Genomic DNA, 12,892 nt, shown 5'->3' with positions numbered 1-12,892 from the left:
GGAAGAATGGCCTTTCGCGAAGCAGGCGATCAGCAAGCAATGCGAAGGCGAGTTGAAAACTGGACCGAAGTGTAGGGACGCTCGATGAAAGTTTTTTGAATTGAAAACGTAATGATGCGTCGGGCGTCCGTCAGGCGGGCTGCCGGACGCCGGTCGGACGCGTATTCGCGCTCAGTCGCGCTCGGGCGTCGCCGAGATGCGGTGGATCGACAGATCGGCGCCGTCGAATTCGGCTTCGCGCTCGAGGCGCAGGCCGACGGTCGCCTTCAGCGCGCCGTACACGAGCGTGCCGCCGGTGGTGGCGATTACGATGCCGCCGAGCGTGCCGATGAGTTGCGACACGAACGACACGCCGCCGAGGCCGCCGAATGCGGGTTGCCCGAACACGCCGGCCGCGATGCCGCCGAGCGCGCCGCACATCCCGTGCAGCGGCCACACGCCGAGCACGTCGTCGATGCGCCACTTGTTCTGCACGCAGGTGAACATCGCGACGAACAACGCGCCGGCTGCCGCGCCGGTGACGAGCGCACCGATCGGGTGCATTACGTCGGAACCCGCGCAGACCGCGACGAGGCCCGCGAGCGGGCCGTTGTACGTGAAGCCCGGATCGTTGCGGCCGGCCATCCACGCGGCGAGCGTGCCGCCGACCATCGCCATCAGCGAGTTCACGGCGACCAGGCCGCTGACCTTGTCGAGCGTCTGCGCGCTCATCACGTTGAAGCCGAACCAGCCGACCGCGAGCACCCACGCGCCGAGTGCGAGGAACGGGATGTTCGACGGCGGGTGCGCGGCGATCCGGCCGTCCTTCGCATAGCGGCCGTGGCGTGCGCCGAGCAGCAGCACGGCCGGCAGCGCGACCCAGCCGCCGAACGCGTGCACGACGACCGAGCCCGCGAAATCGTGGAACGGCGCGCCGAACGCATGCGTGAGCCAGCCCTGCACGCCGAAGCGTTCATTCCATGCGATTCCTTCGAAGAACGGATAGATGAAGCCGACGATGATCAGCGTCGCGACGAGCTGAGGATTGAATTTCGCGCGTTCGGCGATGCCGCCGGACACGATCGCGGGAATGGCCGCCGCGAACGTCAGCAGGAAGAAGAAGCGCACGAGTGCATAGCCGCTGTGCTGCGACAGCGTGCCGATGTCGTCGAAGAACTCGACGCCGTACGCGATCGTGTAGCCGATGAAGAAGTACGCGAGCGTCGACACCGAGAAGTCGACCAGAATCTTCACGAGCGCGTTGACCTGGTTCTTCTTGCGAACCGTGCCGAGCTCGAGAAATGCGAAGCCCGCGTGCATCGCGAGCACCATGACGGCGCCGATCAACAGGAACAGTGTGTCGACGCCGGATTTCAGACCATCCATGCCGTGGCTTCCTTGCGCAAAAAACGGGCAAGGAACGCAAATATCGAGCCAACTTGGTGAACGAGTGCGTGCAAGTGGTGCGGAGCGCCGTGCGACGCGGCTTCCCGGCGATGCGTGCACGGTAGCGGGGCAGGCCGCATGTGGGCCTGGGGCGGAGTCGGTGCACGCACGTGGTGCGATGCGAGCGCAGCTGGTGCGTGCAATGCGCAGCGTGGTGCGCCGTGATGCACCGGCCTGGCGCGTCAGCGGTGAGCGAACAGCACGCGCGAGCGCCGCAGCCGCAGTGCGCAGGCGCACCAGTAGGCGGCGACGGTGGTGAGCCCGAGAGCGGCGAATGCGAGCGCCGCGAAGCTCACGTGCGACTGGCCGTCGCCGTCGGGGCCCAAGATGCCTTGCGCGACGATCAGCGCCGCCGTCCAGAAGCCGATCACCGCCTGAGCGAGCAGGCGGGCGCACGCCACGCGGCGCGGGCGCCCGGCGGCACGCAGGCGCGACGCGGACGGTGAGCGAAGGCACAGGAACAGGATGGCGGCCAGCGCGGCAGCCAGCGCGATGAACCAGTCGACGAGGAAAGCCATGAAGAAACGGAAAGCAGACGGAGCGGATTGAAGCCTGGCTACTTTAGTCTCGGCACGCCGGCGATTGAATCAGACAAATCTGAAATTGAAAGGCATTTTTAATCACGCGTCGTCATTGGCCCTGTTCCACAGGCGGTATCATCGACGCTGGTCCAACCATTCAGGCCGTGCGGAGCACGGCCGGAGATCGCTGATGAAGATGAAGACTTGGCTGGCGCGTCGCGTGCCCGGGTCCGTGCTGGCGGCCGCGGCCGTCGGTGCGGCGCTGTTGCTCGCAGGCTGCGAGAAGTCCGGCTCGCCGGCCACGCAACCCGATACGGCCGCCAGCGCGGCCGCCGATGCCGCGAACAACGCGGCCAAGGCGCTCGACCAGGTGGCGAGCACCGTCAACCAGCAGATCAATGCCGCGAAGGCCGGCATCGCGAGCGCGGCCTCGGCCGTGCCGCCGCTGTCCGCGAGCGGCCTTGCATCCGCCGCGCAGGCGCAGATCGATGCGGCCGCTTCCGCCGTCGTCGCACACGCGGCATCGGAAGCGGGCGCGAAAATGGCGGAGGCCGGCAAGAAGCTCCAGCAGTGGAGTCAGCAGAACGCGTCGGGTGCGAAGCCGGCCAGCGGCGAGTAAGGGGCCCTTGCGGAATCCGTGAAATGTAACTATAGTGCGTACACATTGTCGCCGGCTGCCGCTCGGGCCGGCGTCACCGAGCGAGTAAGAAATGAATACCAGCAGCCGGTTCGCGTTTGCCGTTCATGTGCTTGCCTTGCTGTCGATGCAGGAAGGTGCTCCGCTGTCGTCCGACATCATCGCGGGTAGCGTGAACACGAATCCGGCGCTGATTCGCCGTCTGCTGTCGATGCTGGCGGCCGCGGGGCTGACCACGTCGCAGCTCGGCGCGGGCGGCGGCGCGCTGCTGGCACGCGAGCCGGGAGAGATCACGTTGCTCGACGTGTATCGCGCGGTCGATGATGCGCAACTGTTCGCGCTGCATCGCGAGGCGCCGAATCCCGCGTGTCTCGTCGGGCGGCACATTCAGGGCGTGCTGATCGACTATATCGGCGACGCGCAGCGCGCGATGGAAGCATCGCTTGCCACCCGCACGCTTGCGGACGTCACGGCCGACGTGCTCGAATCGGAGCAGCGCAGCAGGCCTGCGGGAAGCACCTGCCGGTGATCGCGGGCAACGGCTGATGCAGGGCAGGAGGCCGGGTGACGCGCACGCGCGGCGACCGGCACGACGGAGTGTTGCTCCGTTTTTTTTCGGCTTTATATGTAATTGCTGCAGTTACTTTTATTTCTGGAGAATCGACATGACGCAACGTACCTTGAACATCGCACTGTTCGGCGCCACCGGAATGATCGGCTCGCGCATCGCCGCGGAGGCCGTGCGTCGCGGCCATCGCGTGACCGCGCTGTCGCGCCATCCGGGCGCGGCGGGCGACGGCATCACCGCGAAGGCGGCCGACCTGTTCGATGCGGCCAGCATCGCGGCCGCGCTGCCGGGCCACGACGTCGTCGCGAGCGCATACAGCCAGAAGCAGGACGAACCCGCGAAGATCGCCGCCGCGGCGAAGGCGCTGGTGGAAAGCACGCGCAAGGCCGGCCTGAAGCGGCTCGTGGTGGTGGGGGGCGCCGGTTCGCTCGAAGTCGCGCCGGGCAAGCAACTGGTCGACACCGAAGGTTTCCCGGACGCGTACAAGGCAGTCGCGCTTGCGCATCGCGATGCGCTCGATTTTCTGAAAACGGTCGGCGATCTCGACTGGACGTTCTTCGCGCCGGCAGCCCTGATCGCGCCGGGCGAGCGCACGGGCACGTTCCGCACGGGCACGGGCAAGCTGATCGTGGACGCAGAGGGCAACAGCAGGATCTCGGCGGAAGACTACGCGGTCGCGTTCGTCGATGCGCTCGAGCAACACAGCTTCGTGCGCGAGATCGCAACGGTCGCGTATTGAGCGATCTCACGGCAAGGCGGCGCGCATTTGCCATGAGCGCCTAGCAGGCTGCGCAGCCGCAATGACTTCAGGCGATTCCACCTCGACGGGTGGAATCGCCTGTTTCGTCTGGTGTGCCGATGATCGATGGGCCGCTGCACACGGGATCGCGCGTGACGCGGATGCTTCCCGGCCTGATTGGTATTTATCCCGGTCGACGCCGCGCAGCGGTTTCCATATTGTTCCCCGTCATGCAGGATGCATAGAAAAAATTTCTATCTACGAGGGACTGTGTAAATGGATGCCATCGATCGCAAACTGCTTGAGTTGTTGCAGGCAGATGCCACATTGCCGATCGCGGAACTCGCGCAGCGCGTGAACCTGTCGCAGACGCCCTGCTGGAAGCGCGTGCAGCGGCTCAAGGAAACCGGCGCGATCCGTGCGCAGGTCGCGTTGTGCGACCCGCGCAAGCTCGGTGTCGGCACGACGGTGTTCGTCGCGATTCGCACGAACCAGCACACCGAGGAATGGGCTCAGCGCTTCACGCAGGTCGTGCGCGACATGCCGGAAGTCGTCGAGGTCTACCGGATGAGCGGCGAGACCGACTATCTGCTGCGGGTCGTGGTGGCCGGCATTGACGATTACGATCGCGTGTACAAGCAACTGATCCGCGCGGTGCCGCTGTTCGACGTGAGCTCGTCGTTCGCGATGGAGCAGATCAAGTATTCGACCGCGCTGCCGGTGCGCGATCTGTCCGAGCCGGCATAGCGCGCGGGGCGGCAACGGATCGCGTCGGTGCGCACGGGCGTTACGTGTGCGCGCCGCCGAAACGCGCCGCTGTCGCCCGCTCAGCGGCCGCGTGACAGCGCGCGTGCGCGTTCGTCCGCAAGCGCGTCGCGGCGCACGAACTCCGCGACGAACGGGCTGGCCGGATGGTGGTGCAGCGCGTACGGCGTGTCCCATTGCGCGAGCCGGCCATCCTTCATCACGCCGATCCGGTCGGCGATCGCGAACGCTTCCGCCTGGTTGTGCGTGACGAGGATCGCGGTGTGACCCGTGCGCTTCAGGATGTCGCGCAGCTCGAACGCGAGCCGCTCGCGCGTATCGACGTCGAGATTCGAGAACGGCTCGTCGAGCAGCAGCAGCTCGGGCGACGGGGCGAGCGCGCGCGCGAGGGCGACGCGCTGCTGCTGGCCACCCGACAGTTCGTGCGGATACGCGCTGCCGGAAGCGGCGAGCCCGACGAGCTCGAGCATGTCCGCGACGCGCGCGCGCCGCTCGGCCTTCGGCATGCGCCGCAGGCCGAACGCCACGTTCTCGGCCGCACTCAGGTGCGGGAACAGCGCATAGTCCTGGAACATCATCCCGATGCGTCGCCGCTCGGGCGGGACGTCGAGCGACGGCGCCGCGACGGGCGTGCCGTCCAGCACGATGCGTCCCATGCGCACGGGCTCGAAGCCCGCGATCGCGCGCAGCACGGTGGTCTTGCCGCAGCCCGATGCGCCGAGCAGACAGCCGATGTCGCCGCGCGGCAGCGCGAGGCTCAGCCCGTCGACCACCGTGCGGCGGCCGTGCGGCGTGTCGTAGGCGACGCAGAGGTCGTCGAGTTCGAGCAGGTTCACGATGTCAGGCTCCGATCTTGTGACGGGTGCGCGCGAGCAGGATCACGGGCACGAGCCCGGCCAGCACGATCGCGAGCGCGGCGACCGCGCCTTCCTCATAGGTGCCACGCGCGGCCTCCGCATACAGCCAGGTCGCGAGCGTGTCGAAATTCAGCGGGCGCAGCAGCAGCGTCGCCGGCAGCTCCTTCATCGCGTCGACGAAGACGAGCAGTGCGCTCGTCGTGAGTGCGGGCCGCAGCAGCGGCAGGTGCACGCGCCGCAACGTGCCGCCGGCCGTCTCGCCGAGCGAGCGCGCGGCATGTTCGAGCGACGGCGGAATGCGCGCGAGGCCGGCTTCGATGCTGCCGGCCGAGATCGCGAGAAAGCGTACGGTGTACGCGATGACGAGCGCAGCCGCCGATCCCATCAGCAGCAGCCCGTCACGGCCGAGCGCCGCGCCGAGCAGCCGATCGGCCGTCGCGAACGGGATCAGCAGGCCGATCGCGAGCACGGTGCCCGGCACCGCGTAGCCGAGGCTCGCGATTCGCGCGCACACGCGGGCCGGGCCCGCGCGCGCGCTGTCGCGCTGCGCGCGCGCCGCCCACGCGACGACGAGCCCGCATGCGAGCGTCGCGACGGTTGCGGCGGCGGCAATCGTCAGCGTGTTCGCGAGCCCGGTCATCAATTGCGCGGATACGCCGCCAACGAGATGCAGCCGCTTGCCGGTCTCGACCGCGAGGTATGCGGCCGGGGCGCCGAAGCCGAGCAGCACCGGCAGCCAGCCGAGCGCGGCGGCGCTCCACGCGGCCGCACCCGTCAGCTTGCGCGGTGCGACCGGACGCATGCGCCTGCCGTGCGCGTAGCGCTGGCGGCGGCGTCCGTAGCGTTCGAGCATGATCGTGCCGACCACGATCGCGAGCATCGCGAGCGCGATCTGCGCGGCGCCGGCAAGATCGGAGCGCGTGATCCACGTCGTGTAGACCGACACGGTCAGCGTCTGCACGCCGAGGAATTCCGATGCGCCGATGTCGTTCAGCGTTTCGAGCAGCGCAAGGCTCACGCCGACCGCGATCGCGGGCCGCGCGAGCGGCACGACGACGCGCCAGAACGTCGCGATGCGTCCCGCGCCGAGCGTGCGCGCGGCTTCTAGCAGACTCGCGGACTGCGTGACGAACATCGCGCGCGTGCTCAGGTACACGTACGGATACAGCACGAAGCCGAGCACGAAGATCGCACCGGGCAGCGAACGCAGGTCCGGCAGACGGAACTGGCGCGGGCTGTCGAAGCCGAGCAGCCAGCGGATCGCGCCCTGCACGGGGCCGATCGGGTGGAGCAGATCGAGATAGGCGAACGCGACGATATAGGTGGGCACCGCGAGCGGCAGCAGCAGCGCCCAGGTCAGCATCCGGCGGCCGGGAAAGTCGTACGCGGTGACGAGCCACGCGCAGCCGGTGCCGACCACCGTGACGATCGCGCCGACACCCGCGAGCAACAGCAACGTGTTGACGAGCGCCTGCGGCAGCACGAATTCGGCGAGATGCTTCCAGTGCGCGAGATCGGCGCCGAACGCGGCGGCGACCAGCACCGCGAGCGGCGCCGCGACCGCCGCGGCGATCGCGACGGCCGCGCCCAGCCAGAGGCCGCCCGCGCGCGAACGGAGCGGCCGGCGGCGCGCGCGGACGAACGTTGCGTCAGTTGTCAAAGCCGACCTTGTCGACGAGCTGGCTGGCCGCCTTGCGGTGCTTCGCGATGTCGGTCAGCGGCAGCGGGTCGACCTTCAGCGTGCCGAAGCTCGCGATCACCGGATCGAGCTTCACGTTCGCGCGCACCGGATATTCGTAGTTCGCCTGCGCATACAGCGCCTGCGCTTCCGGCGACACGAGGTACTCGAGCAGCTTCACCGCGTTGGCCTTGTGCGGCGCGTGCTTCGCGACCGTCGCGCCGCTGATGTTCACGTGCGTGCCGCCGCTCTTCGCGTTTGCGAACGTCGGCCGCACGACCTTGATCGCGTCGCCCCACTTGCGCGCATCGGTGCCCGGCTCCGCGTTCTTCATGTGACCGACGTAGTACGCGTTGGCAAGACCGACGTCGCAGATGCCGCCGAGGATGTCGCGCGCGACGTCGCGGTCGCCGCCCGTCGCCTTGCGGGCGAGGTTCGCCTTCACGCCCCGCAGCCACTTTTCGGTCGCGGCTTCGCCGTCGTGCGCGATCATCGCCGCGACGAGTGCCGTGTTGTACGGATGCTGCCCCGAGCGGATGCAGACCTTGCCCTTCCATTTCGGATCGGCGAGATCCTCGTAGCGGAACGCGTCGACCTTCAGGTCCTTCTCCACGTACAGCACGCGATCGCGTAGCGACAGCGCGTACCAGTCGCCCTGCGCGCCGCGCAGGTTCGCGGGAATCGCATCGTCGAGCACCTTCGAGCGCACCGGCTGCGCGAGCCCGCCGTCGACCAGGTCGAGCAGGTTGCCGATGTCGACCGTCATCAGCACGTCGGCCGGCGACTGCGCGCCTTCCGCCTTCACGCGCTCGAGCAGGCCGTCCTTCACGAACACGGTGTTGACCTTGACGCCGCTCTGTTTCGTGAACGCGTCGATCAGCGGCTGGATCAGCTTCGGTTCGCGGGTGGTGTACAGGCTCACTTCCTCGGCCGCGTGGGCCAGAGGCGCAAATGCGGCGGCGGCAAGGGCGAGGGCGCCGGCGAGCGGCAGCAGGCGGGTGCGCGGATTCGACATGGAGACTCCGATGAGGCAGGCGGACGAAGAAGCGTTCCGGGGTGTGCCTGCCGCCCGAGCAACCCGAAACATTACAAAACGAAAGATTTCGGATTCTAGTTCGAAATGGGAATGATTATCAAATGAAAGGTTCTGGAAGGCGGGAAGGAAGGTGTGAGGCGGGTGCGCTACCGGGGCGTCGCAGCGCGGCCGCAAGCGCGTAGAATGCCCGCTTCAACGAAATCGACGGAGCCGTCCCGACCATGAACGATCAGCGCAAGAAGAACCCTGTCCGCAACGTGAGCATCCTGATCGTCGTGGCCGTGCTGCTCGTGATCGGGACGATCCTGTATAACGCGATCTCGCAGAAGCACGAGTACGACGAGGCTCATCCGGCCGAGGCCGCGAGCGCCGCTTCGCACTGACGCCGGCGCGGATGCGCTTGATCGCTGCGCGGCCCGGTCGGGCCGCCAGCGATGCGCAGGAACGGCAGGAAGAGTGGAAGCGGTGGGCGGCGCGAGGCGTCGCGCCGGGACAGATGCGGGCGCCGAAGCCGGCGTGCCGCGCGGAAGGTCAACCGTGCGTCAACGTGACGCAGGCGCGAATTTCGGGCGGATTCGTGCGTAGAACACGAGCGCGAGCAGAACGAGCCATGCCGCACCGACGTAGAGCGCGACGCGCGTATCTTCGAACCAGCCGAGCATCACGATCACGAAAGCCATGAACGCGATCGTCAGCGCGGGTGCGACGGGCCACAGCGGCACCTTGAACTTCAGCGCCGCGATTTCCGCGCTCGACAGGCGACGGCGCATCGCGACCTGCGACAGCAGGATCATCAGCCACACCCACACGGTCGCGAACGTCGCGATCGCCGCGACCACCAGGAACACGTCCTTCGGCATCAGGTAGTTGAGCAGCACGCCGATCAGCAGCGCGCCGGCCATTACGAGCACCGTGACCCACGGCACGCCGTGCCGTGACGTTGCCATCAGCACGCGCGGCGCCTGGCCCTGCCGGGCCATCCCGAACATCATCCGGCCCGCGCCGAAGATGTCGCTGTTGATCGCGGAGATCGCCGCGCTGATCACCACGAGGTTGAGAATGGTCGCGGCCGACTTCACGCCGAGCGCCGAGAAGATCTGCACGAACGGACTGCCGTCGCTGCCGACGCCGGTCCACGGGCTGATCGACATCAGCACGATCATCGTCAGCACGTAGAACAACAGGATGCGCGCGGGCACTGCGTTGATCGCGCGCGGAATCACGCGTTCCGGATCCTTCGCCTCGCCGGCGCTCATCCCGATCACCTCGATGCCGCCGTACGCGAAGATCACGACCGACAGCGACGCGATCAGCCCGCCGATCCCGTTCGGGAAGAAGCCGCCATGGTTCCACAGGTTCGCGAACGTCGGCACGTCGGCCGAATGGCCGAGATGCATGCCGGTCAGCAGGATCGCGACGCCGCCGCCGATCATCGCGACGATCGCGCCGACCTTGATGATCGACAGCCAGAACTCGAGCTCGCCGAACACCTTCACATGGCACAGGTTCAGCCCGCAGATGACCGCGACGACGCCGAGCACCCAGATCCATTGAGGGACATCCGGAAACCAGAAGCCCATGTAGATGCCGAATGCCGTGATGTCGGCGATCGCGACGATCACCATTTCGAGCGTGTAGGTCCAGCCGGTGACGAAGCCCGCGAACGGGCCGAGGTTTTCGGTTGCATAGTGGCCGAACGAGCCGGCGACGGGCTCGCGCACGGCCATCTCGCCGAGCGCGCGCATCACCATGTAGACAGCCGCGCCGCCCAGGATATAGGCCAGGATTACCGCCGGGCCCGCGAGCTGGATCGCGGACGCCGAGCCGTAGAACAGGCCGGTGCCGATCGCCGAGCCCAGCGCGAGAAAGCGGATGTGCCGCGCGCTCAGATGGCGCTGCAAGTTCTTCATCGAGTCTCCGATATCGTTATGCGACGGACCGGGCGAACGGGGCCGGCCCGGTTGGCTCAAGTTGTATATACAACTTGAGGATGTCGGAATGATAACAAGCCGGAGCATGCGACAGGAATCGGGTATTCCCTGACTGGCGCAACCGGCGCAATCGGAAGTGGGGCCGTCGCGCGGCGGACGCGTGGGCCGTATGGGGCGTGTGGGTCATGCTTCGGGAGGGTATTGCGGGAGTGGGGAGCGCTGCCGGCCGGCCCGCTTGCGTGCGCGGGCGGCCGGTAGCGGAACGGCGTTACGGCGTCATGCGGGGAGGCGGATGACGCTCGCGTCCTTGCGGATCAGCAGCGACGACGCGAGCATCTGCTTGCACTGGTGCGCGAGCACCTTCAGGTCGTGCGTGAGCTCGGCGCCCACCGCGTCGGATTTTTCCGCGGACACGACCATCGCGTCGAGGTCGCGGGTGATCTGCTTCGTCGCGTCGAGCTGGTCGGCCGGGGGCGGCTCGCCGGCTTCCGCCTTCTCGAGGTTCTCGAGCACGGCGGACAGGCCGCGGCGCAGCGCATCGTCGTGGACGATGTTCCCGTCGGCCGCGCACGCGCTGCGGATCAGCGGCGCGGCGGCGGTGATCTGGGCACCGAGCACGTGCGTCTGCACGAGCAGGTCGTTCAGCTCCGGCACGAAGCGCTGGTGCGCCTTCGGCTCGATCATCATTCGCTGGAACGCCTGGCCGAGGTTCGCGAACGCGATGTGCACGTCCTTGCGCGCGAGGCGGTAGCGGTAGTCGTCGTCGAGGGTTGTGGCCGGCGTCTCGATTGCCGCGGCGACGACCGGCACGACCGCCGCGCCGTCGGCGGCAGGCACGGGCGGCGGCGACGCGCCGCGCCCGGCGCGCCACACGGCCTCGAAATACTTGCGGGTCGAGGTCAGCATGTCGGTGACGAGCTTGCCCATCAGCCGGTATTCCCAGTACGGGAACAGGCGGCTCGCTGCGATCGCGATCATGCAGCCGACCACCGTGTCGATCGCTCGCTCGCCGATGATCCGCATGCTGCCCGGCGCGAGCAGATGGAACATCAGCAGCACGTAAGACGACGTGAACACGACGCTCGCCGCGTAATTGAACAGCAGCAGGCTGTAGCTCATCACCATCGATCCGAACATGATCGCGATCAGCAGGTGCGGCTCCTTGACCGTATAGATCAGCGCAATGCTCGCCGCGCAGCCGATCAACGTGCCGACGATACGCTGCGCGTTGCGCTGCTTGGTGAGCGAGTAGCCGGGCTTCAGGATGATGATGGTCGTCATCACGATCCAGTAGGCGTTCGTGAGCGGCAGCAGCCGGCCGAGCCAGAAGCCGACCGCGACCGCGATCGTCACGCGCAGCGCGTGGCGAAAGCTCGGCGAGCGCATGTTCAGGTTCGAGAAGATCAGCATCGGCGACATCCGGCGGCGCTGCAGGAAGCGCGTGAGCGCCTTGTCGATCTTCAGTTCGGTCTGCTGCGGGTTGGCATGGCCCGACAGGTTGCGGCGCATCCGGTCGATCAGGCGCGTCGCGCTCCAGATGCGCCGGAACGTCGCGAGCACGGCTGCGTAGGCTTCCGCGTTGGTGGCCGGGAAGTTCTTCTTGCGCATCAGCTCGATCTCGTACTCGATCGCGCGCAGTTCGGCCTTCACGCTGATCCGCGAATGCGGCGCGCGGTTCTCGAGCACCGCGAGACCGATTTCCTCGAGGTCGCGGGCCGCCTTGCGGATCAGGTCGCGATAGAAAATGATCAGGTCGGAGCCGCCGAACGTGTTGCGCACGAGCGGGTAGTCGGTGTGCGCGCCGACGAACAGCTCGTGCAGGTCGACGCTGTTGATGAAGAGGTTGTACATCGTCGTGCGGCCGGGGTCGAGCTTGCCGCGGCGCAGCTTCGGCAGGTTGCGCAGCACGATGTCGCGTGCGGTTTCCTGCGTTTCGACCGCGGTGATCTGCTTGGCGACGAGATTGCGATAGCACTCGTCGAGATCGGCATCGAGATCGTAGAACTGCGCACGCGCGAGCAGGTAGTCGGCGCATGCGAACAGGCTTTCGGCGAGCGCCTGCTGTTCGATCCGGCGCGCCTGCCATTGCGACACGAGCGTCGCCCAGTACGTGTACCAGAGGCCGCCCGCGAGAATCCAGCCGGCATTGACGAACGCTTGCAGCGGCGTGAACTTTTCCTCGAGCGTCATCACCATCATGAACAGCGTCGCGAAGCTGATCTGCGGCCAGCGATTGCCGTAGACGACGATCAGCGACAGCACGAACGTGAGCGGCACGATCGTCAGCCACAGCGCGAAGATGTTCGGCGTGGCGAGGCCGGTCGCGAGCGCGGCCAGGAAGCCGATCACGCTGCACGCGAGCATTTCGTTGTGCTTGTACTTCAGCGGGCCCGGCATGTCGACGACGCATGCGCCGAGCGCGCCGGTCGAGATCGTGAAGCCGAGCTCCCGGTTGTGAAACACGATCAGGAACAGCACGGCCGGCAGCGATACGCCGACCGCGATCCGCAGGCCGCCGAAAAAGTACTGGCTGTAGAAGAACTTTCTGATTTCGACCGAATAGCGCATCAATGCGGTAAGGCGGAGGCGAGCGACGCCGGTTGTCGGGACGCGACGAGTCTATCGCATTTCGCCAGGCATTCGATGCGAGCGATGCCTGTCGGTGCGCGCGGCGTGCCGTCTGCCGAAAAAGGGGCGTCGGCGTGATGTTGTCGGCTCGTCGAGGCGCGCTCCGC

The 12,892-nt window shown here is 67.2% G+C and carries 12 protein-coding genes; 5 read left to right on the top strand and 7 right to left on the bottom strand.

The window, feature by feature from the left end:
* Positions 1-171 precede the first annotated feature (171 nt).
* Together ACV22W_RS22730 and ACV22W_RS22725 are read right to left on the bottom strand one after the other, a co-directional pair.
* Positions 172-1,365 carry an ammonium transporter gene (locus ACV22W_RS22730; RefSeq protein ID WP_448021902.1) on the bottom strand — a complete coding sequence of 398 codons (1,194 nt, stop codon included), beginning with the start codon at positions 1,363-1,365 and terminating at the stop codon, positions 172-174.
* A 242-nt stretch (positions 1,366-1,607) separates the two neighbouring features.
* Positions 1,608-1,943: a hypothetical protein gene (locus tag ACV22W_RS22725; RefSeq protein WP_448021900.1), complete on the bottom strand. Its 336-nt coding sequence runs from the start codon at positions 1,941-1,943 to the stop codon at positions 1,608-1,610.
* A gap of 193 nt (positions 1,944-2,136) precedes the next feature.
* Between ACV22W_RS22725 and ACV22W_RS22720 the strand changes: the two genes are divergently transcribed.
* The 4 genes from ACV22W_RS22720 (at position 2,137) to ACV22W_RS22705 (ending at position 4,637) form a co-directional block, all read left to right on the top strand.
* Positions 2,137-2,565: a hypothetical protein gene (locus ACV22W_RS22720; protein WP_448021898.1), complete on the top strand. Its 429-nt coding sequence runs from the start codon at positions 2,137-2,139 to the stop codon at positions 2,563-2,565.
* 91 nt (positions 2,566-2,656) lie between these two features.
* Entirely contained in the window at positions 2,657-3,112 is a 456-nt protein-coding gene (locus ACV22W_RS22715; protein WP_448021896.1) for an Rrf2 family transcriptional regulator, read from the top strand.
* A 136-nt stretch (positions 3,113-3,248) separates the two neighbouring features.
* Positions 3,249-3,890: an NAD(P)-dependent oxidoreductase gene (locus ACV22W_RS22710; protein WP_448021894.1), complete on the top strand. Its 642-nt coding sequence runs from the start codon at positions 3,249-3,251 to the stop codon at positions 3,888-3,890.
* Positions 3,891-4,166: 276 nt separating this feature from the next.
* On the top strand, positions 4,167-4,637 hold the full coding sequence (locus ACV22W_RS22705; RefSeq protein ID WP_448021892.1) for an Lrp/AsnC family transcriptional regulator: 471 nt from the start codon (positions 4,167-4,169) through the stop codon (positions 4,635-4,637).
* 80 nt (positions 4,638-4,717) lie between these two features.
* Here ACV22W_RS22705 and ACV22W_RS22700 read toward each other — a convergent pair whose 3' ends face one another.
* Genes ACV22W_RS22700 through ACV22W_RS22690 form a run of 3 tightly spaced genes read right to left on the bottom strand, consistent with a single transcriptional unit; the run spans position 4,718 to position 8,205 of the window.
* Entirely contained in the window at positions 4,718-5,491 is a 774-nt protein-coding gene (locus ACV22W_RS22700) for an ABC transporter ATP-binding protein (protein WP_448021890.1), read from the bottom strand.
* Between the two features lie 4 nt (positions 5,492-5,495).
* Complete coding sequence (locus ACV22W_RS22695) at positions 5,496-7,172, bottom strand: ABC transporter permease (RefSeq protein ID WP_448021888.1); 1,677 nt, start codon at positions 7,170-7,172, stop codon at positions 5,496-5,498.
* Positions 7,162-8,205, bottom strand: a complete 1,044-nt coding sequence (locus ACV22W_RS22690; RefSeq protein ID WP_059683054.1) for a Fe(3+) ABC transporter substrate-binding protein — start codon at positions 8,203-8,205, stop codon at positions 7,162-7,164. Before ACV22W_RS22690 ends, ACV22W_RS22695 begins: the two co-directional genes overlap by 11 nt.
* 242 nt (positions 8,206-8,447) lie before the next feature.
* Between ACV22W_RS22690 and ACV22W_RS22685 the strand changes: the two genes are divergently transcribed.
* The gene (locus ACV22W_RS22685; protein WP_448021886.1) at positions 8,448-8,609 is read left to right on the top strand and encodes a hypothetical protein; all 162 of its coding nucleotides are present in this window, start codon (positions 8,448-8,450) and stop codon (positions 8,607-8,609) included.
* Between the two features lie 159 nt (positions 8,610-8,768).
* Here the strand turns inward: ACV22W_RS22685 and ACV22W_RS22680 are convergent, their stop codons facing one another.
* Positions 8,769-10,136, bottom strand: coding sequence for an amino acid permease (locus ACV22W_RS22680; protein ID WP_448021884.1), 1,368 nt, complete (start codon positions 10,134-10,136; stop codon positions 8,769-8,771).
* A gap of 297 nt (positions 10,137-10,433) precedes the next feature.
* Complete coding sequence (locus tag ACV22W_RS22675) at positions 10,434-12,725, bottom strand: FUSC family protein (protein WP_448021882.1); 2,292 nt, start codon at positions 12,723-12,725, stop codon at positions 10,434-10,436.
* Between the last annotated feature and the right edge of the window lie 167 nt (positions 12,726-12,892).

The sequence above is a fragment of the Burkholderia sp. AW49-1 genome (assembly GCF_053427845.1).
This window is presented reverse-complemented; position numbering and strand designations above follow the sequence as displayed.

Excerpts from the sequence above, each read along its gene's own strand:
- ACV22W_RS22730 (WP_448021902.1), bottom strand. The coding sequence starts at position 1,365 with ATGGATGGTCTGAAATCCGGCGTCGACACACTGTTCCTGTTGATCGGC.
- ACV22W_RS22725 (WP_448021900.1), bottom strand. The coding sequence starts at position 1,943 with ATGGCTTTCCTCGTCGACTGGTTCATCGCGCTGGCTGCCGCGCTGGCC.
- ACV22W_RS22720 (WP_448021898.1), top strand. The coding sequence starts at position 2,137 with ATGAAGATGAAGACTTGGCTGGCGCGTCGCGTGCCCGGGTCCGTGCTG.
- ACV22W_RS22715 (WP_448021896.1), top strand. The coding sequence starts at position 2,657 with ATGAATACCAGCAGCCGGTTCGCGTTTGCCGTTCATGTGCTTGCCTTG.
- ACV22W_RS22710 (WP_448021894.1), top strand. The coding sequence starts at position 3,249 with ATGACGCAACGTACCTTGAACATCGCACTGTTCGGCGCCACCGGAATG.
- ACV22W_RS22705 (WP_448021892.1), top strand. The coding sequence starts at position 4,167 with ATGGATGCCATCGATCGCAAACTGCTTGAGTTGTTGCAGGCAGATGCC.
- ACV22W_RS22690 (WP_059683054.1), bottom strand. The coding sequence starts at position 8,205 with ATGTCGAATCCGCGCACCCGCCTGCTGCCGCTCGCCGGCGCCCTCGCC.
- ACV22W_RS22685 (WP_448021886.1), top strand. The coding sequence starts at position 8,448 with ATGAACGATCAGCGCAAGAAGAACCCTGTCCGCAACGTGAGCATCCTG.
- ACV22W_RS22680 (WP_448021884.1), bottom strand. The coding sequence starts at position 10,136 with ATGAAGAACTTGCAGCGCCATCTGAGCGCGCGGCACATCCGCTTTCTC.
- ACV22W_RS22675 (WP_448021882.1), bottom strand. The coding sequence starts at position 12,725 with ATGCGCTATTCGGTCGAAATCAGAAAGTTCTTCTACAGCCAGTACTTT.